The sequence below is a fragment of the Achromobacter sp. HZ01 genome, from assembly GCF_003267925.1.
GTDB classification, from domain to species: domain Bacteria; phylum Pseudomonadota; class Gammaproteobacteria; order Burkholderiales; family Burkholderiaceae_B; genus Achromobacter; species Achromobacter pulmonis_A.
In genome coordinates, this window is record NZ_LWKV01000003.1 from 52570 (window position 1) to 77363 (window position 24794).

Genomic DNA, 24794 nt, shown 5'->3' on the forward strand with positions numbered 1-24794 from the left:
TTTGAACGTCAGGGGCGGGGCGGGCGCTGCGGCCGGGCCGATGCGCCGAAGGTGTTGCCCATGCGATTGGACGTCGCCGCGCGATTGAACTGGCCGATCTGGTTGCCGGGGCGCGAGACGATGTCTTGGGACGCCAGGGCGGGGTTGTCGCGCGGCGCGTTCGGCGCAGGCGCGATCTGGGCGTTGAGGCACTCGTACGACAGGGCGCGATAGCCATTGACCTCGACATCGACACAGGCGGACTCGGCGGGCTTTCGGGCAGAGGCGGCCTGCTGGGCGGCGGCCGCGACGGGCAGGGCCAGGCCAAGCAGCAGTAACCATTTGGGCGTAAGGGCAACGGACATGAGACGGCTCCTTCAGTGCTACCGAGCGCGAACACAGTGTAGTGTTACCTGCTGCGGCGTGCCGTGAAAGATTCATGTCATGCGCCGGCTGCAAGATGTTGCATCCTTTTTCCGCGCCCCTGTTTTGTCGATGCCAGCACTTGGGCAATCCCCCTTTTTCCTCTGCTCCCGCCATCCATGCGTGTGGTCTGGTTGTTGACGATGACGGTCATGCTGTGGGCGGCCGGGGCGTCGGCATGGGCACAAGCGTCGGCCGAGACGCACGTGTTCGATCTGCCGGCCCTGCCGTTGGAGCAAGCCTTGCGGCGCTATGGCGAAATCACGGGGCTGTCGATTTTCTTTGACACCGAGCAGGTGCGCGGCAAACGCAGCCCGTCCGTTCGCGGCCGTTATGCCCGGACCGAGGGTTTGAGCCGTTTGTTGAAGGGCACGCAGATGCGCGCGCAGTCGGTGTCTTCGGGCGTGGTCACGGTCGTGCCGTTGGAGGCCGAGGCGCCCGCGCCGGATCGAGGCAATGTGCTGGCGCTGTCCTACGACGGATACCTGCAGCAAAGCATCTTGCATGTGCTGTGCGCGCAGCCTGGCTTGCAGGCCGACCGTCTACGCATCGCATTGCGCTTCTCCATCAATAAGGATCGCCGCGTCGAAGACCTGCGCGTGCGGGTCCAGGCGCGGCCCGAGCTGGAGCCCGTCGTGCGCCAGGCCCTGTCGCAGGCGCGCCTGCGTCCGCCGCCGGCCGGCCTGGCGCAACCCATGATCCTGCTGGTGTCGCCGCAGGCCGCCGCCCGGTGGGGAGGCTGCCAGCGATGAGCAGGAAGGGGGTGGAGCGCCTGCAGCAGCTGATCACGCAGGGTTACGACGCTTTGCGGCGGCAAGTGGCCTACCGTCTCGGGGGCTCGTCGGACATGGCTTCGGACGCGTTGCACGAAGCCTATGTGCGCCTGGCGTCGCAGGACAATCTCGATGAGGTGCGCCACCCGCACGCCTATCTGGTCAATACCGCCGTCAATGTGGCGATCGACCGCATCCGCAGCGACGCCCGCCTGCTGGGCGACGATGAGATCGAGGCCGTGTTCGAGCAGGCGCGCGGCGCGCAGCCGGGGCTGGATAGCGACCTGGCTTCGCGCCAGCGCCTGGACACGGCGATGCGGGCGCTGCAGGACATGCCGCCGCGCCAGAGCGCCTTGCTGATCGCACATCGCGTCCACGGCGAAGATACCGAAAGCCTGGCGCGCCGCTGGGGCATCTCGGCGCGCATGGTGCGCCGCGAGATCCAGACCGCCGCTCAAACCTGCATGGCCGCCATGGAGGCTCGCGATGTTCCGAAGAAAACCCGATGACCGGTTCCGGTTTTGCGCCGTCAATCGTCTGGTCTGTTGATAGCACTTATTTTTGAACGATGAACAAGGCCTTCATGGCGACCGAACCCAACGCTCCAGACGATGACGTTCTGCGTCAGGCGCGCGCGTGGGCGGTACTGCTCAAGACCGGCCAGCCGACCACGCGCGATCTGGAATCCCTGAAGGCCTGGTGCGCGCAAAGCGCCGGGCACGCCCGCGCCTGGTCGCAGGCCGCGCATGAATGGCAGGCCGTCGAGACCGCCGCGCGGCGCGTTCCGCAGGCCCGGCCTGCGCGCAAGGTCCACGGTTTCGCGGGTGCGCGCGCCGGGCGCCGCGCCTTTCTGGGCGGCGCCGTGGCCGCTGGCGCGGCGTATCTGGCCGTGAGCCCGCCCTGGGGGCTGTGGCCATCCTGGTCGGAGTTCAGGGCCGACTACCGTACAGGCGCGGGGGAACAACGCTCGCTGGAGCTGCCGGGCCAGGTGCGCGTCACCTTGAATACGCGCACCAGCATCACCGTGAACGACGCCGCCGCCAGGCCGCGCATCGACCTGATCAGCGGCGAGGCCGCCGTGTCCGCGCCCGCTTGTGAAATCGTGGCGGGCGTGGCCAGCGTCAGGTTCGACCACGCCGATATCGAAATGCGCCAGCTGGAAGACGGCCGCGTGCGCGTGCGCTGCCAGCGCGGCGCGGCCGAGTTGCGGCATCCGGCCGGCAGGGTGGCGTTGGCGGCGCAACAGGAAGCCTTTTACGACGAAAGACGCGTCGGCCCCGCGACGCCGCTGGCCAAGGCAGCGTCGGCGTCCGCCTGGCGCGAGGGGGTGGTGGTGTTCGATGACCTGCCGCTGGATCAGGCGGTGCAGGAGATCAACCGCTATCGGCCGGGCAGGGTGGTGCTGGTCGACGACGCCTTGGCCGATCGACGGTTCTCGGCCCGCGTGCGGGTAAGCGACTTGGACCAGGCCCTGGAGCTGCTGCGGACGGCGCATCACATCCGTTTGCGCCGCGTGGGTGAGCTGGTGCTGATCGGCTGAGTGTCACAAAAGCCTGTCATGAAAGATTCATGGCTTGGTATTTCCGCGTTTCGCGCGTCGAACGTCTAGTGGAAAAGCGTCCGCCCCGATGCTGCCATTTTCACGCTAGATCCTGGAACCGTCGCACATGACTCACCCCGCTGTTTCCGCTCGCTATCGCTTGACCCCTCTGGCCGCGTCGCTGTCGGCCTTGGCCATGCTGAGCGCATTGTCGCTGGGCAGCGCATCCGTTGCGCACGCTTCCGGCGCGTGGTGGGTCGGCGCGGACGTCGCCAAGCAGACGCGCACCCTGCGCCAGAACTCGCCGGGCCTGAGCGCGCAGACGGCGGCCGAACAGCGCCGCCAGGCGACGCAGCAACTGCGCCGTTCGGTCGACAACCTCAATCGCGTGGCCGGCGAAGCGGGCGCCATCGCCCAGGCCCAGGCGCGCCAGACAGCCGCCTGGCAGAAGGAGCGCAATCGCCCGGCGCAGGCCGGCGACTCCCCCGACGGCCTGACGCAGGGCGGCTTGTGGGACAAGGACGCCAACGGTCAGGCGCTGCCCTGGATCGGGGTGTCCGACAAACGCGCCGTGGCCAGCAATGCCCAGGGCAAGACCACGGTGACCGTCGAGCAGACCCAGGCCAAGGCGATCCTGGACTGGGACACTTTCAACATCGGCCGCAACACCGAGGTGGTGTTCGATCAGGCGACTTACGCCAACGCGGCCGCCCGCAGCGGCGCGCGAACCGCGCAGTCGGAGTGGGCGGTGCTCAACCGCGTGGTCGGGGCCTCGGCCAAGCCCAGCCAGATCCAGGGTTCGATCCGCGCCGATGGCTCGGTCATGGTGGTCAATCAGAACGGCGTGATCTTCACCGGCAGCAGCCAGGTCAACGCGCGCAACCTGGTGGCGGCGGCGGCCAGGATCAGCAACGACCAGTTCCTCAGCCGCGGCATCTACGGCGCCGACGCCAACACGGCCTCGTTCACCGAAGCCCTGGGCAACGTCTCTGTGCAGGCGGGCGCATTGATTCAGACCCATGAGCCCGCCAGCGTGACGCAGGGCGGCGGCTATGTGCTGCTGATGGGCCAGGAAGTGCGCAATGACGGCGACATCCGCACCCGCAAGGGCCAGACGCAGTTGGCGGCGGGCGACAGTTTCGTGATCCGCAAAGGACTGGTCACCAACAGCACCGATGGCGGCACGACCTACTCGACCACGCGCGGCAATGAAATCGCGCCCAAGGCCGACGCCAATCTCGACCTCGCGCGCATCGACCCGGCGATTCAGCGCGGCCTGGTGCAGAACACCGGCCTCATCCAGGCCCGCGAAGGCGACATCACCCTTGCCGGCCACGACGTGCGCCAGAACGGCGTGGCGCTGACAACGACCTCGGTCAACGCGCGCGGCACCATCCATTTGCTCAATAGCGCGGGCGACGCGCAAGGCCAGGTCACGCTCGGCAAGGATTCCATTACCGCCATCCTGCTCGAAGACGATGGCCAGTCCGCCTTCGATGGCCAGCGCAATGCCTTGATCGAAGCGTCCGCCACGCTGGACCAGCAGCGGCGGGGCATCAGCGGCACCTTCGATAATCTGTCCAAACAGTCCGACCGCCGGGACCAGTCCCGCATCGAGATCGTCTCGGGCCAGAACGTGGATTTCACCGACGGCAGTCTGACGCTGGCTACCGGCGGCCAGGTGGCGGTGAGCGCCGAAGGCAGCGCCACGATCCACGCCGGCGCGGCCGTGGACGTCTCGGGCGCCGTGGGCGTGCAAGTGGCGATGGCCTCGAACAACGTCCAGATCAACATTCAGGGCAACGAGCAGCGCGACGCCTCGGGCAATCGCGAGTCCGGCAATCTGAACAACACCAATGTGTGGGTGGACCGCCGTTACCTGGTGCTGGTTCCGGCCGGTACGGGCGGCTATGAAACCGACCGATGGTATACCCAAGGCGGCCTGCTGGAAGTGGGCGGGTACCTGGGCACCACCGGCCATACCATCGGCGAGTGGATGGCGCAGGGCGGCACGGTCAACTTTGCCGGCGGCGGGGTGACGACGCGAGCGGGCTCGAGCATCAACCTCTCGGGCGGCTCGCTGGACGTGCAAAGCGGCTATCTCAACCAGAGTTGGCTGCGCGGCGGCGACGGCCGTCTCTATACCGTGGATCGCGCGCCGGGCGATCTGCTCTTTCCCGAGGACGCCTCGTACACGGGCTATGAACGCAAGAGCGTGCGCTGGGGGCGCACGGACACCTTCCTCAATCCCTTAATCGCCAAGGCGCAGCGCTGGGAGGAAGGCTACACGGTGGGCCGCGACGCGGGCCGCCTGATCATCGGCACGCGCCAGGCCACGCTGGACGGCGATGTGGAAGCCAAGGCTTTTCAGGGCGTGCGGCAGATCAACGCGCCGCAGTCGCGCCTGGACGGCTATCAGCAGAGCCAGACGGCCGCGCCGCGGCGCGCGGGCCTGATCCTGGGCAGCTGGCAGCCGGTGTATGACGAGGCCTCGGGCAATCTGCGTTATACGCCGGGGGCGGTGGCTGACGAGATCGTGCTGGGCATGCCGCGCGATCCGGAGGACGCCGAGGCGGCATCGACGCAAACCGGCCCTGCGCGCATCACACTGAACGCAGACTGGCTCAATGGTCTGGAACTGGGCGAGTTGCGCGCCTACGCGAACGGCGCCGTGCAGGTCGACGGCGCGGTCAAGGTGGCGGCGGGAGGCGAGATCGCGCTGCATGCGACGCAAGTCGACGTCAATGCAGACCTGACCGCGCGCGGCGGCGTCATCACCTTGGGCGACATGGTCGAGCAATACCCCAACGTCAGCTCGGGTTGGCAGGACCTGCCGTTGGCGACGACGGCGCCGGCGGGCTATACGGCGCGCGTGTCGATCGGCGAAGGCGTGACCCTGGACGCGCGCGGCGTCTGGAGCAATCTGCAGCAAGGCGACGGCAACCTCGGCGGTATGCCGTACATCGACGGCGGTCGCATCGTCGCGCGCAGCAGCGGCGACGTCACCGTCGGCAAGCGCGCACTGTTGGATGTGTCCTCGGGCGCCGCGCTGCTGGGCGATGACAGTCTGCTCGGAGGCAAGGGCGGCGACATCACGCTGGCCGCCGATGCCTACGCGGCGGCCACCGCCGCCAAGGGAGGGCTGACGCTGCAAGGCGAATTGCGCGGTTACGGCGTCGAAGGCGGTGGCACGCTGACCCTGCAAAATGGCAGCGCCGTCGTGATCGGCGGACTGGTGGCTGGCGCCGACGGCGCCTTGCAGGCAGGCCAGAGCGCGCCGGTGGACCTGGTCACGAGCGAAGATTTCACCATTGCCGAAGGCGCGGTGTTGCCCCTGGACTACCACTCCATCCGCACGCACGCCAATCCCGGCGAGGCGGTGGGCGGCGCGCCAAGAGTGATCGCGAGCGATTCGTCGACCTGGCTGACGGTGGGAGCCGATTGGACCCTGCCCAAGGCCAGCAGCGAAAACGCCTCCTATAGCGTCAACCTGTCGAACGGCCAGTCCCTGAGGGTCGCGGGCTATACCGGCAGCTGGTACGTGCCGCCGACGTTGCCTGCGGGTACGGTCATCACAGGGATCGTCAACCCGGCGAACTTTCCGACCAACTATGTCGTGGATGCCGCGATACATGCCAATGGCATACCGCTTGCGCCCACGCCGGTTGTGATCCCGGCGGGTAATCTCGCGCCCACGGATGTCACCTTCTCGGCCGGGACCTTGATCCGCGCGGGCGCGAGCCTGCCGCGCGCGGTAGCGGTCGAGCCCTTGCTGCTGCTGGACGCCGGCCTTTTCCAGCAGGGGTTCTCGCATTACGCGGTGACGGGCGGCGATGGCCTGGCCGTGGCCAAAGGCGCCGATCTGCGCGTGACCATGCCGGTCTTGCAGGCCGACCTCTCCACCGCGCGCGGCGTCGCCACCGGCGCCGATCCGCACGCGGCGCTGGCGATGTGGCTGCCGCCTTTGTTCACCGAAAGCCCGACGCGCGGCGCGCTGACGCAGCGAGGCGGCGCAAGCCTGACTCTGGCCGCCGGCAACGCGCGCAGCACGTTGGAGAACGCCGATGCGCCGCCGCTCGTCATCGCCGAGGGCGCGCGCATCGAGGTCGATCCGGGCAAAAGCATCGTCTTGCGGAACAACGGCCAGATCACCATCGACGGTACGCTGCGCGCGGCGGGCGGACGCATCGGCGTCTACGGCCTGGGCGCCGGCGCGCAGGACGTCACGCGTCTCAAGGGGCATGACGGCTCGGTGTGGATCGGGCGCGAGGCGGTGCTGGATGTCGCGGGCCTGGCTCAAAGCGCGCTGGATAGCCAGGGCCGTCGTTACGGCACGGTGCTCGATGGCGGGCGCATCGAGATCGGCGGCGCGTACCGGGCGTACGCCACCGAGGCCGACGCCATCGACAATTTCATCGTCATCCGCGAGGGCGCGCGCCTGGACGCCTCGGGTGCGGCGACGACGCTGGATATGAACGGAATGGGCGCGTTGCGGGTGGCCTCCGACGGCGGCGTGATCCATCTGGCCAGCTTCAACGGCCTGTATCTGGATGGAGAGATGACGGCCGCCTCGGGCGGCGCGGGCGCGGCCGGCGGCACGCTGTCGCTGGCGCTGGAGTCGCCCAACTACCGCATCGGGGGCAGACCGGCAGACCGCGTGCTGGCGCCGCGTGAGTTTCAATTGCTGCGGGAGCAGACGCCGGAAGGCCTGGCAGCAGACCTGCGGCCGGGGCAATCCGATGCCGGGCTGGTCTATGGCCATGGCCGCATAGGCGCCGACCGCATCGAGGCAGGCGGTTTCGATAACCTGTCCTTGTTGGTCAGCGGCGTCTTGTCGCTGGAAGGCGGCGTCGATCTGACGCTCGGCCAGGGGCTGAACCTGGCCGCCACGGCCTTCGCGCTGACCGACGGCGCTTCCGCCGGCAGCCGCGTCGCGCTGGCCGCGCCCTATGTGCGCCTGGCGGGCGCCTCGCGTCTGGGCAAGGACCAGCACATCATGCCGGCCCTGAACGCACCCACCTCGACCCAAGGCGGCATGGTCGAACTGGGCGACGCCACGCAGCTGCGCGTGGAAGCCGGCGTGCTGGATGTCATCAACAAGGTTGCGTTCGGCGCCTATGGCTATTCGATGCAGGGCGACAAGGCACTGGTGTCGCGCCAGGGATTCGAACTGGTGGAACTGCGCAGCAGGAACGATCTGCGGTTCCTGAAGCATACGGTCGGCGACCGTACGTCCCTGACGACCGAGGGCGATCTGTTGCTGGCGGCCAGCCAGATCTATCCGGCCACCGGCGCCCTGGGCGAGGTGATCGCCGGGCGTCGCGGCGCGTTCAACCAGTGGGGCTCCTATGAAACCCGCTACGACGCCGCGCGCAGCCTGCGTATCGAACGTAGCGGAGACGGCGCCGCGCCGCCCACGCCGTACTCGGCCTTCGGCACGTTGCGCCTGTATTCGGCCAATATCGAACAGAGCGGCGTGCTGCGCGCGCCGCTGGGTATCCTGGAACTGGGCATCGCCGCGAGCGGCGAACAACCGCCGGGCACGATCACCCTGCGTCCGGGCAGCATCACCTCGGTGAGCGCGGCGGGCCTGCTCATGCCTTATGGCGGCACCGTCGACGGCCTGACCTATAACTACGCGAGCGCGGATGCCTTCTATGCCGGCCTGGGCGGCGCGCTGGGCAATGTGAGCCTGACGGCCGACAGTATCGAGGTCCAGTCCGGCGCGCGGATCGATCTGTCCGGCGGCGGCGAGCTGACCGGCGCGGGCTTCTTGACGGGGCGCGGCGGGTCGACCGACGCGCGCCTGAATCCGTTGATGCAGGTGAAGTGGGATGGCAGCGGCTTTACGCTGCCGTCGCTGTCCAGCAACCCGGTCTACGCCATCGTGCCCGGCGCGCAGCCTGCCGCCGCGCCCATCGCGGCGGAGAAGGGCGCGGGCGATCCGATGATCGGCCGGCAGATCACCGTCGGCGACGGCGTGCCGGGCCTGGCGGCCGGAACCTATACCTTGTTGCCGTCCACCTATGCATTGCTGCCTGGCGCTTTCCGCGTCGAGTTGAATGGCCGGGCCGTCGGCAACGCCGCGTTCGGCAGCGGCGGGCGCATGCGCAATGCGTCCTACACCACGGCCGCCCGCCTGGGTTTCGCCAATACCGGCATTGCCGACGTGCAGACCACCTCGGTGGTGTTGACGCCGGCCGACACGCTGCGCACCTACTCGAACTTCAACGAGACGAGTTACGCGCAGTTCGGCCAGAATTGGGCGCTGCGCGACGGCGCGCCGCGCCCGCAGCTCGAGCGCGACGCGCGGCAGCTGAACCTCACGCCGGGCAGCCGGCTGGATGTCGCCGCCGGCACGGTGGACTTCACCCCCGCCAAGGACGGGCGAGGCGGCGCCGCGGTTCTGAACGGCAGCCGCATCGAGATTCTGGCCGACGGCGCCACGCCCACCGAAGGCTTTGTGGGCACGTCGGTTCATGCCAGCACGCTCAACAACTTGAAGGCGGCCACCATCAGCATCGGCGGCGCGCCGACCTCCACCTTTGTCACGCAGACCGCCAGCGGATTCTCCACAGAAAATTCCTGGCAGGTCGGCCTCGGCAGCGGCACGACCGGCGAGCTCATCCTGCGCCGGGGCGCCATGCTGGAAGCCGGCTCCGTCTTCCTGGTGGTGAGCAACAAGGAACAAGGCCTGACCATCGAGCAGGGCGCGGGCATCAATACGCTGGGACAGGGCAGGGCGGCCTGGGATTCGAACGACGGTTATGTGCTGCGACCAGGACAGGCCGGCGTGCTGGCCGTCACCAACGGTTGGCTGAACCTGACCTCGCCGACGGCTGACGATTACGGCATGAACGGGGCGGGCTATCTGCACATCGGCACTTGCGCGGCGGGCGCAAGCTGCGCGGGCGATACCATGCTGTATTCGGAAGGCAGCATTACCGCCGCGACCAACAAGTCGCTGGAACTGGGCGAGTCGGTACGCTACGGAACGCGCAACCTGACGCTGGCCGTGGGCGGCATCAACATCGGCACGACCGCGACGCTGGCGCAGGCCAAGGCCGCGGGTGTCCTGCCTGCCGGCCTCACGCTGAACCAGGACGTGCTGTCGCGCCTGTTGCGGGGCGACATCAGCACCGGCGCGCCGGCGCTGGAGAACCTGATACTTACCGCAAGCGACTCGGTCAATTTCTATGGCAGCGTGGACCTCAGCACCATCGACAAGGCGACGGGAAAATCGTCGCTCGAGCGCCTGGTGCTGGGCGCGCCGGCCTTCTACGGGCATGGCGGCGCGGGCGACGTGGCCCGCATCGAGACCGGCACGCTGGTCTGGAACGGCGCGACCACGCCTGCCGGCAATGTCATCGCGGGCGGCGCGGGCACGGGCAGCGGCCGCTTTGTGGTCGATGCCCGGACCATCGAGTTCGGCTACGGCCCGCTGAGCCAGCCCGACACCGTGGGCACGCATGAGCGTCTGGCATTGGGCTTTGCCGGCGTCGACCTCAACGCCAGCGAGCGTATCACCGCCAACCATAAGGGCACGCTGTCGGTCTATCAATCGCAGGGGGCCTGGGACGAGGCGGCCAAGGCCTGGACCTACAGCGGCGGCAATCTGCGTCTCAACACGCCGTTGCTCACGGGCCAGGCGGGATCGGTCAACAATATCAAGGCGGGCGGGGCGATCGTGGTTGCCGCGCCGGCCGGTTCGGCATCGCCCCTGGCCGACAACGCGACCCTGGCGAATGCGCTGGGCGCGACGCTGGGCCTGGATGCCGGCACGCGCCTGACGCTGGATACCGCCGTGCTGCTGCCCAGCGGCAAATTCACCGCATCGGCGCAGCAGGATGTGGTGCTGGAAGACGGCGCGCAGCTGGACCTGGCCGGGCGTGAACTGCATTTCTTTGACGTCAGCAAGTACAGCTGGGGCGGCGACGTCATTCTCGACAGCCGTCAGGGCAGTGTCGTGCAACAAGCTGGGTCGACCATTGACCTGTCGGCGAAGCAGAACCGTGCGGGCAGGCTGACGGTGCTCGCCCTGGCGGGTACGGCCGACCTGAACGGCACGATGCGCGGCGGCAGCACCGGCCATTACGATGCGGGCGGCACGCCCGTGCCATATGCGGCAGGCTACATCGACGTACGAGCCGGGCGGATCGCGGATTTCTCCGGCCTGAATTTGCGCCTGACCGAAGGCGAAGTCTTCGGCGGCCGCAGCTTCCAGCTCAAGCAAGGCGATCTTGTCATCGGCAGCGAACTCAAGGCCCGCGAGATCAACATCTCGGTCGATAACGGCAGCCTGACGGTCAACGGCACGATCGACGCCAGCGGAGAACGCGCCGGCAGCATCCGCCTCGCCGCCAACCAGGGCGTGACGCTTGCCGGCGGCGCCGTGCTCGACGCCAGCGCCAGCGTATTGCGCCGCGACAGCTACGGCCAGGTCATCGAGGCGCCCAACCGCGCCATCGTGGAGATCGACTCGGGCTATGGCCGTCTGACATTGGCCGACGGTGTGCGCATGGACCTTGCCGTGGATGGCGCAAGCGCGAACTACGGCACGGTGACCTTGAATGCCCCGCGCCTGGGCGGCGCCAGCGGCAACGACGTCGACATCGACGCCCGGGGCGCGGTAGTCATTACCGGAGCCAGGTCCATCGCCGTCAACGCCTTCCATTCCTATGACGATGCGCCGGTTGGCACGGACGCCTCTGTCGACGGCCGCAGCTATCAACGCATAGACCAAGCCTACCTGGACGCCAAACACGCCGACAGCATTGCCTTCATCAACAACGCCCTGGCCAACGACACGCTGATGCAGGGCAAGCTCGCGGGGCTGCGCGGCTATACCGAGCAGTTCCACCTGCGCCCCGGCGTGGAGATCGTCAGCAACGCGGCGGTCAATCCCCATGGGGATCTGCATGTGGATGGCGATATCGATCTCTCGGGCTATCGCTATGCCAGCGTCAACCCGGGTACGCAGCGCACCGGCGTCTACGGTTCGGGCGAGGCCGGCGCGCTGGTGCTGCGCGCCCAGGGCGATCTGACGCTGTTCGGCAGCATTACCGATGGCTTCGATACGACCCGGCTGGGGGTGACGAACGACGACAACGGCTGGGTCCTGCCCGCCGGCCGCATGCCCTTCGGCGGCGATCTCGTCATCCCGCACGGCGGCATGGCGACGCTGGATGCGGGCACGCAATTCGCCAGCGGCCGCACGCTGAACTATGACTTGCCGGTCGACGGCCTGACGCTTCCTGCGGGAACGCGTCTGCCCGTCACCATGCCGCTGGCGCAGCGCTTGACGCTGCCCGCCGGCACGGTGCTGGCCTCGGCGGTGTTGGATGCCTCGGGCAACGTCGTTCACCCCGCCGGCTCGGTGGTGCAAACGCCGCTGACGCTGGACGCCGGCATGCAGCTGGCCGCGGGCTTCCGCCTGCCCACGCAGGCGGAGATCGGCGCCACCATCTGGCCCAAGGGCGTCATGCTGCCGGTGGCGATGAAGCTGTCACGGCCGCTGGCGCTGGCCAAGGGCGCGCTCGTGCCTTCCGAGACCGACGTGGTGCTGCCAGGCGGCGTCGAGATGGTCAACTTGCGGCCCACCGGCGCCGATGGCACGCAGGGCCGCAATCTTGCACTGGCGCCGATGCTGCCGGCCGGCTCGCAGTCCTGGGATCTGCGCCTGGTGGCGGGCGCCGACCTGCAGGCCGCGGACACGCGCCTGACCCTGGCGAACACGACGGCCCAGCTGCGCCTGGCGGATCCGCATTTCGGCCTGGGCGCCATGGTCACCGAGGTCCCGGGCACCGGCGGCAAGCCCTCTTACGTATGGGGCGACCTGAGCCAGTTCCAGGCCTTCATGGACATGATGGGGGTCGCGCTCAGCTCGCCGCCGGTATCGGGCGAGCCCGTCACGCAGGCGCAGATCGACGAGCTGGTGGCGTTCGGGCTCATCGGTTCGACTCCCGACGAACTGAATGTCTACGGCATGGGAGAGATGGTCAATGTGAAGGCTCCGGGTTTTGCGTGGGCCGACCTGAGCCAGTTCCAGGCCTTCATGGACATGATGGGAGTCGCGCTCAGCACGCCGCCGGTATCGGGCCAGCCTGTCACGCAGACGCAGATCGACGAGCTGATCGCGTTCGGGCTGATCGGTTCGAGTCCCGATGAATTGAATGTCTACGGCATGGGAGAGATGGTCAGCGGGTCGGCCGGCGGCCCGCCGGAGACGGTCACGTCCTATCATCCCGCGCGCCAGCAGCTGTTCAGCGTGCTGCGCACCGGCGCGGGCGACCTGGACCTGGTGTCCGGGGGCGATTTCAATATGACCTCGCTTTACGGCGTCTATACGGCGGGCACGCCGTCGGCCTCGATGGGCGACGCCTATCAGCGGGCGCGGGGGCGCTTGAGCGACGGCACGATATTGCGCGCCGAAGGCGCGGGCTTCGAGTCGCTGGTCGATGGCGGCGCCCAAAGCCTGTACGCGGCCTGGTATCCGGAGCGCGGCGGCAACGTGCTCCTGCGCGCGCAAGGCGATATCAAGGGCGACCTGATCGGCGGCAACGAGAACTACGGCGATCCTGCGGGTTATAAGTTCTGGAACTCGCGCGAGCAGATTCCCACGGTCACGGTGGGCAGCTGGTTATGGCGCCAGGGCACGGGCAGCATCGGAACCGGGCCCGAAGCCACGCCGGCTTCGTGGTGGATCAACTTCGGCACCTATGTGGCGGGCGATGCCAGAGGCACCTACGACGCGTTCGGTTCACGCTTGTTCAACAACGATCCGTTCCTTGTGGGCTTTACCGGCATCGGCACGCTGGGCGGCGGCAATCTGACCGTGGAAGCGGGCGGCGACGCCGGCATCATCGATGCGCGCGGCATCGCTTCGAGCTGGAACCTGCGGGCGCATACACCACGCAGCCAGGGCCTGCACCTGGCCGTGGCCGGCACCGGCCGCATCACGCCGGCCGGCGAGCTGGTGCAGACCGGCGGCGGCGATCTTACCTTGCGCCTGGGCGGGGCGCTCAACCCCAACCCGCAATTGCGGCGCAACGAATACGACCTCAACGGCACTTTCGTCAACCTGCGCGGCGCCACGGCGATTCATGCCGGAACTGTCGGCGGCGTGAAGGTGAACTACGGCGGCGGGCGGGACCAGATGGACTCGCGCCTGGGCAACGTGTATACGGCCGCGGGCGGTGTGGCCGCCGGCGGCCCCATCCTGGTGCTGGGCGACTCGGCCGTCCGTATCGATACGCGCGGCGACCTGGTGCTGGGCGGCGCGGCCGATCCGGGCCGCACGATGCAGCTCAGCGCGACGCCATTCACCTACCAGGGCGCGGCGCATGACGGCGACGGCTGGAGCTGGTTCTCCCTTTGGACGCCGGCCACCGCGATCGATCTGTTGAGCGCGGGCGGCAATCTTACGCCGACCTCGGCCTGGGATGACATCGCGGGCAGTGAAGACGCGCGTTGGGACAGCGCGGGACATAATCAGTCGGCCAACGGCGACGGCTCGTTCTATCCGTCGATCCTGCGCGCGGTTGCGGCCAACGGCAGCCTGTACTACGGCGCCAGCGCAAGCGGCGCGACCGCCGCCATCCAGGGCCCGGTCCTGCGCTATGGCCACGGCACCGTACTGGCGCCGTCGCCGGTGGGCGCACAGTTTGTCAACGCCACCGGCAAGGGCGAACTGCAATTGCTGGCGCAGGACTCTATCCTGGGCGCGGGCTATGTGCTCTCGGCCTCCACGGCCGATCCGCTGGCCATGGCCAGCCCCTTCCGCCCCGGGTTTGTCGGCAAGCTGGCCGAGACCGGCGGCGGCCCCTGGGGCGGGTCCGCCCTGTTGGTCACCAACGCCGCTGCCGAATCGCAGCCCTACAACGACTGGATCACGATCGGGTACAGCGGCGCGCCGAACCCCGATGGCGGACGACGGAATACGGCTGCGCTGTTCACCTTTGGCAGCCCCGCGACCATCGCGGATGCGGTCGCGGGGCGTGCGCCGGCGCGCTATTACGCGGTGCAGGGCGATATCGTCGGCTTGCGCGTCGGCCAGGCGGTGCTGCCCAGTTTTCAGGCGGATTTCGAGCAAGGGCGTTATGAGGCGTCGATCCCGGTGTCGATCCGCGCCGGCCGGGATATTGTCGGGTCCGGCACCACGCTGGGCGAGAAAGACGCCACCGTGGGCGCCGCCAAGGCGGGTAACGCTTCGACGCGCGGCAACCTGATCGCGCATGCCTATGCCGACGAGATATCGGTGGTGGAGGCCGGCCGCGATGTCCGTGACAGCAGCTTCTACATCATGGGGCCCGGCCTGCTCGAAGTGTCGGCGGGCCGTCACGTCTACCTGGGCAACAAGGGTGAAATCAAGAGCCTGGGGCCGATCGGCGGCGGCGCCGCGTCGGGGGATCGCAGCGGCGGCGCCGGTATTTCGGTGTCGGCCGGCATGGGCGAGGGCGTGTACTGGAACGCCTTTGCCGAGCGCTATCTGAATCCGGCCAATCAGGCAGCGCTGGATCTGCCGCTGGCCGACCAGCCGGGCAAAGTCGTGACGGTCTACGGCGGCTCGCTGAAGCTGGAGCAATGGCTGCAAGACGAGTTTGGCTATACCGGCGACGCGTCGGGCGCCGAGGCTTTCCTGACGCAAAAGCAGGCCGAGCTGTATGCGGCGCGCGCGGCCGCGCTTGCCGAGGGGCGTACCGCCAGCAGCCGTTCGCTGGCGCGCGAGTTCCAGCGGGAGAGCCAGCTGCATCTGGTGAACTGGTTGAGCGAGCGCTTTGGCGGCGCCAACGGTCTCGCCCTGCATTACGATGCGGCGACCATGGACGCGCGGACCTTCTTCGACGCGCTGCCGGCGCAGCAGCAGCGCGCCTATCTGCGCAATGTCTACTACGCCGAGTTGCGTGAGTCCGGCCGCGAATACAACGAGGCCGGGGGCAAGCGCGCCGGCAGCTATCTGCGCGGCCGCGAAGCCATCGCCACGCTGTTCCCCGCGCAGGACGCGCAGGGCAAGGCGTTGAGTCATGAAGGCGACCTCACCATGTTCAGCAGCGCGATCTACTTCAACGCTGACTACGTGAGCAACCCCATCGGGCAGTCACGTCCGCGCGCGGGCGCCAAATACATCACCAAGGCGCAGTGGGAGGCCATGGGCAGCCCCGGCTACAACGTGTCGTTCTATGACGTGTTGGACGCGGGCATCCACACCAACTTCGGCGGCGACATCAACCTTATGACGCCGGGCGGGCGCACGCTGGTCGGCATAGACGGCGGCTTCAATCCGGGGCCGGGTTCGGGCGTGATCACGCAGGGCGACGGCAATATCAACATCTATGCGATGGACAGTATCCTGATGGGTCAGAGCCGCGTCTTCACGACCTTTGGCGGCAGCATCCTGGCCTGGTCGGCGCAGGGCGACATCAACGCCGGTCGCGGCAGCAAGACCAGCATGGTCTACACCCCGCAGCGCCGCGTGTACGACAGCATCGGCAACATCGCGCTGTCGCCGACGGCGCCCAGCACCGGCGCCGGTATCGCGACGCTGAATCCGATCCCCGAGGTTCCGCCGGGCGATATCGATCTGATCGCGCCGCTGGGCACCGTCGACGCGGGCGAAGCGGGTATTCGCGTCTCCGGCGATGTCAACGTGGCCGCCTTGCGCGTGGTCAACGCGGAAAATATCCAGACGCAGGGCGAGGCCACCGGCATTCCGGTGATCGCCGCGGTCAACGTCGGCGCGCTCACCAGCGCGAGCACGGCGGCCTCGAACGCGGCCACGGCCGCCTCCGATGCGGCCCAGGGTGCGCGCGCCGCCGCGCAGAAGGCCCTGCCGTCGATCATCAGCGTGCAGATCCTGGGCTTTGGCAATGAACCGCTTTCGGGCGGCGCCCCGGCGACCGAGCCCACCAGCGCGGTGCCTCCGGCCGGGCAGCAGGCGCAGCGCTATACGCCCAACCACATGGTCCAGGTGCTGGCCCGCGGCTCCCATCCGCAAGGCGACGTGTCGAGCCTGACGCCGGACGAGTTGCGAAGTCTGGGCTTGTAAGCCCGATGCGGGGTGGCGAGTCAGGCCGCGGCGGCAGGGGACGCGCCGCGGCTGAGGCGCGCGCCCCGCTTCCGCGGATTTCTGCATGAAGTTTTTGTGACATCGAGCACTCCGCACGATCGCCGTTCGTCTAGGAATGTGTAAATGAGCATGACAGCCGGTTTTCTGGCGTATCTGCCCGAGCCACGGCTGTCTCCATTCCTAAAACCAACCGGTATTGAGTGCGGTTCCATGCATCAGTTGAAAAACGCAGGACAGGGCGTGTGGTTCAAGGTCTTGGGCGCGGCATTGCTGGCGCTGGGCATGCAGTCCGGCGCCCACGCCCAGGATGGCGCAGACGAGGCTGCCGCGCCGCCTTCCCGGCAAACGGACGAGCGCCGCGTCAACATCAGCGAATACATCGTGCGCGGCAACTCGGTGCTCAACGCGACCGATATCGAAAAAGCCGTCTACCCATTCCTCGGGCCTGAACGCACGATGTCCGACATCGAGTCGGCCCGTAATGCTTTGCAAGACAGCTATCACCAGAAAGGTTATCAATCCGTGTACGTCGACCTGCCCGAGCAGCAGGTGACGGGCGGGGTCGTGATTCTGCAGGTGACCGAGACCAAGGTGGGGCGTTTGCGCGTGGTGGGCGCGCAGCACTATTCGCCGCTGGAGATCCGCGAAGAGGTGCCGGCGCTGCAGGAAGGCGAGGTGCCCAACTTCAATAAGGCGCAGGTCGAGCTGACGGCGCTCAACCGTACGTCCAGCCGCCAAGTCATGCCGCTGGTGCGGGAGGGCAAGTTCCCCGGCACCATGGACGTCGACCTCAAGGTCGAAGATAAAAGCCCCTGGAGCGCCAGCGCCGGCCTGAACAACGATTACAGCGCCGACACCGAGAAGCTGCGCGCCATGTTCACGCTCGGCCATGACAACCTGTGGCAGCGCGGTCATGCATTCTCGCTGACCTTTTTCACCGCGCCCCAGGAGCCGTCCAACGCCCGGGTGTGGTCGGGCTCGTACTCCATGCCCCTGTCCGACCGCTGGAGCCTGCAATTCGCGGGCTACAAGTCCGACAGCGACGTGGCCACCATCGGGGGCACCAATGTGCTGGGCCGCGGCCACTCGTTTGGCGCGATGGCGACCTACAGCATGGAGCCGTTGGGCAATTGGTACAACAGTTTCTCCTTCGGCCTGGACTACAAGGATTTCGACGAGCAGATCCGTTTCGGCGATGATCGCGATCGCGTGCCGCTCAAGTATCTGCCGTTCACGCTGTCGTACGACGGCTATCGCTATACGGAGATTGCGCAGAGCTCGGTCAGCATGAGCCTGGTCGCGGCCTCGCGCAGCATGTTCGGCGTGGGCAGCAGCGAAGAAGACTTCGACTACAAGCGCTACATGGCCAGCCCCAGCTTCGCGCTGTTGCGCGGCGATCTGACCCACACCCAGAACTTTGGCCGCGATTGGCAGCTGTTTGCGCGCGGCGGCTTCCAGCTGGCGTCGGGCGCGCTGGTGTCCAACGAGCAGTTCTCGGCTGGCGGCGCGACCAGCGTGCGGGGCTACCTGGCCGCGGAACGCGCGGCCGATGAAGGCCTGATGGCGTCGCTTGAATTGCGCACGCCATCGCTGTCGCGCTGGACCGGCCCGCTCGTGAATGAATGGCGCTTCTTCGCTTTCGCCGATTGGGCATTCCTGCGCCTGCGCGATCCGCTGCCCGAGCAACAGCATTCCTTTGGCCTGGCCAGCGTCGGCCTGGGTACCCGCATACAGGTTTTCGACTGGCTGTACGGCGGCCTTAGCTGGGGCTATGCCCTGCGCGACGGCGACGTCACCAAGAAAAACGATTCGCGCCTCAACTTCAATCTGCGCGCCACCTATTAACCCATACGGATGAAGGCCTTCCGGAGCACGACTACCATGCAACGCTTACTCTTTCTGATGCTGACCCTGGTCGTCAGCGCGTTCCCGCTGACCGCCAAGGCTTGGTGGCAGGCGGATTGGAACTTTCGCAAGCAGATCTCGGTGGATACGACGGCGCAGGCCGGCGCCATCAATGACAACGTGGGCCGCGTGCCGCTGCTGGTGCGCCTGCACACCGGCAACTTCGCCTTTGACGGCGTCAATGAAAACGGCTCGGACCTGCGCTTTGTCGCCAGCGACGACAAGACCGTGCTGAACCATCAGATCGAAAGCTTCGATCCGCTCTTGGGCATGGCGCTGGTCTGGGTCGACATTCCGGAGGTCGTGGGCGCGCAGCGCCAGGATATCTGGATGTACTACGGCAACCAGCAGGCGCCGGCGACTTCCAACGGCCAGTTGGCTTTCGACCCCAACTACACGCTGGTGTACCACTTCAACGGCGCGCCCGACGCGCCGCCGCGCGATGCCACCGCCTACAGCAACCACGCGCAGACCGCACCGAACGGCCTGGTGGACGGCGTGATCGGTCGCGCCGCGCAGTTCTCCGGCGGCGCGCCGCTGATGCTGCCCGCCAGTCCCTCGATGGCGCTGCCTTCCGCCGGCGCCTTCACGTTCAGCGCCTGGGTGCGCGCCGATCAGCCCGCCGGCACGCAGCTCGTCTATGCCCGTCGCGATGGCGGCAATTCGCTGCTGATCGGCTTGGACAATGGCGTGCCCTTTGTCGAGGTCAGCGGCCAGCGCTCGCAACCCGGCCAACCGCTGTCGCCGGCCGCCTGGCAACACCTGGCCGTGACCGCCGATGGCAGGCAGGTCGTGCTGTACGTCAACGGGCAGCCCGCCGCCACCCTGGGCGTCAGCCTGCCCGCGCTGAACACGGTCGCCGCGATCGGCGGCAACGTGCCCGGGGCCGCGGCGGCGGTTCCTGCTGCCGCGCCCGCCGAAGGCGATGCGGCGACGGCTGTTCCCGCCGCTGACGCGCAAGCCGCCGCGCCTGTAGCGCCTGCCGTGGTTTACACGCCTTTCATCGGGGCCATCGACGAAATCCGCATCTCCAAGATCGCGCGTCCGGCGGCGGTCATCAGGGCCGACGCGTTGGCCCAGGGCGCCGAGTCGCGCCTGGTGGCCTACGGCGCCGACGAAGAGCAATCGGGCTTCGGCTTTGGCGGCCTGGGCTATCTGCTCAATGCCGTCCCGCTGGACGCCTGGATCGTGATCGCCGTGCTGGTCTTCATGATGATCCAGTCGTGGGTGGTCATGATCTCCAAGAACCGCAAGGTTGCGCGCGTGGAAGAAGGCAATGCCCGGTTTCGCCAGGCTTTCTCCAAGGTCGGCAACCGTCTTGAGATGCTGATGGACGACGCTGCGCTGAAGGGCGCCTTGGGCGAGGCTCCGCTGTGGCGTCTGTACGAAGTCGCCGTCAACGAACTGCGGGTGCGCCGTGCGCAGGGCGCCGACACCTCGTCGATCTCCGGCGCCACCATAGAAGCCATCCGCGCTTCCATGGACGCCGTTCGCACCAGAGAAGCGCAGACGCTGGGCCGCCGCATGGGAGTGCTGTCCAACGCCATCGCCGGCGGCCCGTACATCGGCCTGCTGGGCACGGTGCTGGGGATCATGGTGGTGTTCCTGGGCACCGCCATGGCGGGCGACGTGAACATCAACGCCATCGCGCCGGGCATGGCGGCCGCGCTGCTGGCTACCGCCATGGGGCTGTTCGTCGCGATCCCGGCGCTGTTTGGCTACAACCGGCTGCAGGGTCGCAACAAGGACGTGGGCGCCGACATGCGCGTGTTCGTCGATGAGTTCGTGACCCGCCTGGCCGAGGTGCATGGCGAAAGCCAGGTCGCCGAAATCGCTCGCGCTGCTTAAGGAGATTCGACATGGCATCCGTGTCCACGAGCGATGACGATGACGGCGCGCCCGTCGACGGCATCAACATCACGCCGCTGGTCGACGTGCTTATGGTGGTGCTGGTCATGTTCATCCTGACCGCCACCGCCCAGATCTCCGGCATCCAGGTCAAGCTGCCCAAGGCCAGCAGCACGGTGTCGCTGGCCCAGCCCAAGACCAAGGCCATTTCCATCAACGAGGCCGGCCAGGTGTTCCTGGACGCCTATCCGGTGACCCTGCAGGAGCTGGAAGACCGTCTGCGCACCGAGAAGGCGCTGAATCCGGACTTTCCGATCATCGTGCGCGGCGACGCCGTCGTGCAGTACCAGAAAGTGGTCGAGGTACTGGATCTGCTGCGCCGTCTCGAACTCTCCCAGGTTGGCCTGGTAACCGGCAAGCCGACCCCTTAGAGCGCGCAACATGTCGTCGAACTTTCCTGATCCAGCCGAACGCAAGGGCAAGCGCCGGGCGGTCCGCATCGCCAAGGGCGTGGGGATCGTGGCGGTGCTGGCCGCGCTGGGCTATTTCGCCTGGCAATGGGCCAACGATATGGCGGGCGTGAAGCGACAGGCGCCGCAGGTGCCCGCGATCATTCCGCTGCCGCCGCCTCCGCCGCCGCCTCCGGAACCCGAACAGCCGCCGCCCGAGCCCGAGACAAAGCCGGAAGAAGTGGTCGAGCCGGAACCGCAGCCCGAGCCCGAGCCGATGGAAGAAGCGCCCAAGCCCGAGGACAACGCGCCGCCTTCGCCGTCGGACGATCTGGCCGACCCCATGCAGATGGACGCCGATTCGCAGGCGGGCAGCGACGCCTTCAATATCGGCGCGGGCCAAGGGCGCGGCATGTCGGGCTCTGGCGGCGGCCGCGCCGGCAACGCCACTTACAGCCAGTACATGGCCTACGCCCTGCAGAAGATCCTGCGCGAGGACGATCGGACTCGCAATCTGATTTTCCGCATGAACGTCGACATCTGGCTGAACCAGGCCGGGCAGATCCTGCGCGTCGAGCTGACCCGTTCCAGCGGCGATGCCGAGATCGACGAAAAAGTGATAGCCGCGCTGCGCGCCGTGCCCTCCGTGGGCGAACGTCCGCCAGCCTCGGTCAGCATGCCCATCCGCGCGTCCTTGTCGGGCCGCCGCCCATCCTGACCGCATCGTCCTGAACGTGATTCCTAGATTCGGAGTTTGAAGATGAAATTTGAATCCACACGATTGGCCGTTGCATTGGCCGTCGCTATGGTGATGGGCGCGAACCCTGGCGCCGCGCAGGCGCAGACCTCCTCCAACGCCACGATCAACCTGATCCGCATGCTGGTCGAGCAGGGCGTGCTCAAGCAGGAGCAGGCCGACGCCCTGGTCAGGCAGGCCGAGGCCGAAGCCGCCCAGGCCCAAAAGACCCAGACGGCGCAGACGGCCCAGATCGGCGCGGCGGGCGCCGCTATCGCCCAGCCGGGCGACGTGCGCGTGCCCTACATCCCCGAGTCCGTGCGCGCCAGCATCCGCGACGAGGTCAAGCAAGAGGTCATGGTCCAGGCCAAGGCCGAGAACTGGGCCCAGCCCAATACCTTTCCCGACTGGGTCTCCCGCATCACGGTCGAAGGCGACGTGCGGGCGCGCTACGAGTCGCGCCTGTACGACTCGTACAACGCCGACAACATCATCAACTTCAACGCGTGGAACAACAACGGCCCGATCCGCATCACCGCCAACGGCCAGGATTACTCGCTGGATTTCCCGTACACCAACACCCGCCAGGATCGTCGCAATATGCTGCGCGTCCGCGCGCGCCTCGGCGTCAAGGCCCAGATCTCGGATCAATGGCTGGCCGGCGTGCGCCTGGCTTCGGGCAGCGATGACAGCCCCGTGTCCACCACCCAGACGCTGGGCGGCGGCATGAGCAAAAAAGACGTGTGGCTGGACCAGATGTACATCGCATATCGCCCCAGGGAGTGGGTCAACATGACGGCAGGTCGGGCCGCCAACCCCTTCCTGTCGACCGACATGCTGTATTCGAACGACTTGAACTTCGACGGCGTTTCGGCCGTGTTCAAGCAAGCCCTGGCCGACCGTCCGGTCACGATGTTCGGCACCCTGGGCGCATTTGCCCTGGAACAGACCTTCGGCAAGTGGTCCGACAGCAGCTGGAGCGAAGGCGAGACCGAGAACAAGTGGCTGTTTGGCGCGCAGGTCGGCGCCAAGTGGGAAATCAACAAACGCAACACGCTGACCGGCTCCCTGGCGTATTACCGCTTTGACAATATCTCCGGTCAGCGGTCGTCGCCTTGCCGCACCGACTACGCGGTCTGCGATACCGATTGGTCGCGCCCGGCCTTCATGCAGCAAGGCAACACCGCCTTCCTGCTGCGCAACCTGATTCCCGCCATTCCCGGGGACCCGACCAACGCCGCCAACGACCAATACCAATACGTCGGCCTGGCCTCGAAGTTCAACCTGCTCGATATGAACCTCATCTGGGATACCGAGGCTTTCGACGGTCTGGGCCTGCGTCTGCACGGCAACTACGTGCGCAACCTGGCCTACGACGAAGGCGAGATGCGCAGCCGCGCCGGCGGTGTCGGAAACATCGTCAACAATCGCGCGGGCGCGAACGGCGCGTCGATAGAAAGCGGCCCCAATGCCTGGATGCTGCAGGCGGCGTTGGGCCGCGGCCTGGACTTGCGCAACAAAGGCGACTGGATGGTGTTCGCGGGCTACAAGTACATCCAACCCGACGCCATGCCGGACGGCTACAACGATTCCACGTTCCATCTGGGCGGCACCAATGCGCGCGGCTACTTCCTGGGCGGCGGTTACGCCTTTGACGACAACGTCTACGGCCTGGTGCGCTGGACCAGTTCCAAGGAAGTCTACGGCGCGCCGTACGCGGTCGACATCGTGCAAGCGGAAATCAACGCGCGCTTCTGATGGGAAAGGCAAACATGAGAACTTCAGTTCGTACCCGCATGCAGGCGCCGGGCCGCCTGGCGGCATTGGGGCTCGCGCTCGCGGCGGTCCTGGGCGCGCCCGTGACGGCCCAGGCGCAAAGCATGGAAGAGCGCCTGCGCACCGAGCTGCGCAGCGTCACGCAACAACTGCAACAGCTGCAAAGCGAACGCGCTCAGCTCAACGCCGCCAAAAGCACGGCCGAAGCGCAACGCGACGCCGCGCAAAAAGAGATCGAGCAACTGCGCGGCCAAGGCAAGCAACTGCAGCAAAAGCTGGAGGCGGCGCAGACCGAAGCCGGCAAGTTGGACCAGGTGCGCGAAGCTGCCCGGGAACAGGTCGCCGCCAGCCAGGCGCATGCCGCCCAGGTGCGCGGCGCCTACGACGAATTGCTGGGCATGGCGCGCGCCAGCGAGGCCAGGCGCAACAGCCTCGAAACCGCGCTCAAAGCAAGCGAAGGCCTGCTGACGATGTGCGAAAGCAAGAACGCCGATATGTATGCCGCCGGCAAAGAACTGCTGGCGGCCTACGAGTCGTTCGGCACGGGCGACATGCTGAAGATCCGGCAGCCCTTTGCCGGCAAGGCGCGAGTCCTGTTCGACGAGCAGGCCCAGGCCTATGGCGACAAGCTGTACGACGCGCAGTTCATTAGAGACGCGCGCCAGCCGCCGGCCGCCGCGGAATCCAGGCCCGCGGATTGAGTTTTCATTTTTCTTACATGGAAGCAACACACAATGACTGACAGCACTTCTCTCATTCAGACCGTCACGGCCGACAGCCTGACCGAGCTGCTGCAAGACGCCGGCCTGCGAGTGAGCCGTTCCGATCAGAACGGCCCGGTGCAGTTGCTGAGCGCCAGCCAAGGGGCGGGATTTTCCGTGCGTTTCGGTAATCCCGGGCCGAAGGAGGGCGAGTTCGTCGACTACACGTTCAGGTGTGCGCTGCACGTACAGGGCGAACTGCCCGACGACCTGGTGGGCTCATGGAACGTGGGCAAGCGTTTTGCGTGCCTGACGGTGCAGGGCGGCTCCTTCCTGGTGCTGGAAATGGACGTGGTCGTCGCCGGCGGCGTCAGCCAGAACCACCTGCGCGCCATGATCGAACTGTGGGACCGCCTGCTGCAGGAGTTCTTGATGTTCCTGCGCCAGTATGTTCGGCAGGAGGGCGGGCAGCAGCCGGAGGCGGCCGAGGCCGCGGCGCAGGAAGAGGGGGGAGCGGCCAGCCACGCGGCGCAGGAAGCCGTCGCGTGATCGTGATCAGTCCTTTTCGAGAACGTTTATGAACGAATGCAATATCTTGC

At 67.3% G+C, this 24794-nt stretch carries 12 protein-coding genes; 11 read left to right on the forward strand and 1 reads right to left on the reverse strand.

Features of this window, described 5'->3' with window-relative positions:
• Positions 1-8: 8 nt before the first annotated feature.
• Entirely contained in the window at positions 9-344 is a 336-nt protein-coding gene (locus tag A6B37_RS16325; protein WP_111826373.1) for a hypothetical protein, read from the reverse strand.
• Between the two features lie 201 nt (positions 345-545).
• Here A6B37_RS16325 and A6B37_RS16330 point away from each other — a divergent pair, with 201 nt between their 5' ends.
• The 11 genes from A6B37_RS16330 (at position 546) to A6B37_RS16380 (ending at position 24744) form a co-directional block, all read left to right on the forward strand.
• Positions 546-1154 (forward strand): STN domain-containing protein, encoded by a 609-nt coding sequence (locus A6B37_RS16330; protein ID WP_168202227.1) that lies wholly within the window; start codon positions 546-548, stop codon positions 1152-1154.
• Positions 1151-1684: an RNA polymerase sigma factor gene (locus tag A6B37_RS16335; protein ID WP_102775439.1), complete on the forward strand. Its 534-nt coding sequence runs from the start codon at positions 1151-1153 to the stop codon at positions 1682-1684. The genes A6B37_RS16330 and A6B37_RS16335 overlap by 4 nt, the downstream gene beginning before the upstream one ends.
• 74 nt (positions 1685-1758) lie before the next feature.
• Positions 1759-2715 carry a DUF4880 domain-containing protein gene (locus tag A6B37_RS16340; RefSeq protein WP_246842501.1) on the forward strand — a complete coding sequence of 319 codons (957 nt, stop codon included), beginning with the start codon at positions 1759-1761 and terminating at the stop codon, positions 2713-2715.
• Between the two features lie 127 nt (positions 2716-2842).
• Positions 2843-16759 carry a filamentous haemagglutinin family protein gene (locus tag A6B37_RS16345; protein ID WP_111826376.1) on the forward strand — a complete coding sequence of 4639 codons (13917 nt, stop codon included), beginning with the start codon at positions 2843-2845 and terminating at the stop codon, positions 16757-16759.
• A 144-nt stretch (positions 16760-16903) separates the two neighbouring features.
• Positions 16904-18625 carry a ShlB/FhaC/HecB family hemolysin secretion/activation protein gene (locus A6B37_RS16350; RefSeq protein WP_246842502.1) on the forward strand — a complete coding sequence of 574 codons (1722 nt, stop codon included), beginning with the start codon at positions 16904-16906 and terminating at the stop codon, positions 18623-18625.
• Between the two features lie 36 nt (positions 18626-18661).
• A complete protein-coding gene (locus A6B37_RS16355; RefSeq protein ID WP_111826378.1) occupies positions 18662-20533 on the forward strand; it encodes a MotA/TolQ/ExbB proton channel family protein in 1872 nt (623 codons plus the stop codon).
• An 11-nt stretch (positions 20534-20544) separates the two neighbouring features.
• Positions 20545-20964: a biopolymer transporter ExbD gene (locus A6B37_RS16360; RefSeq protein ID WP_102775444.1), complete on the forward strand. Its 420-nt coding sequence runs from the start codon at positions 20545-20547 to the stop codon at positions 20962-20964.
• A gap of 10 nt (positions 20965-20974) precedes the next feature.
• Positions 20975-21700: an energy transducer TonB gene (locus A6B37_RS16365; RefSeq protein ID WP_102775445.1), complete on the forward strand. Its 726-nt coding sequence runs from the start codon at positions 20975-20977 to the stop codon at positions 21698-21700.
• Positions 21701-21742: 42 nt separating this feature from the next.
• Positions 21743-23476 carry a putative porin gene (locus A6B37_RS16370; RefSeq protein ID WP_102775446.1) on the forward strand — a complete coding sequence of 578 codons (1734 nt, stop codon included), beginning with the start codon at positions 21743-21745 and terminating at the stop codon, positions 23474-23476.
• Between the two features lie 14 nt (positions 23477-23490).
• A complete protein-coding gene (locus A6B37_RS16375) occupies positions 23491-24195 on the forward strand; it encodes a DNA repair protein (RefSeq protein WP_168202229.1) in 705 nt (234 codons plus the stop codon).
• 33 nt (positions 24196-24228) lie between these two features.
• Positions 24229-24744, forward strand: coding sequence for a YbjN domain-containing protein (locus A6B37_RS16380; RefSeq protein WP_102775447.1), 516 nt, complete (start codon positions 24229-24231; stop codon positions 24742-24744).
• The last annotated feature ends 50 nt before the right edge of the window (positions 24745-24794 follow it).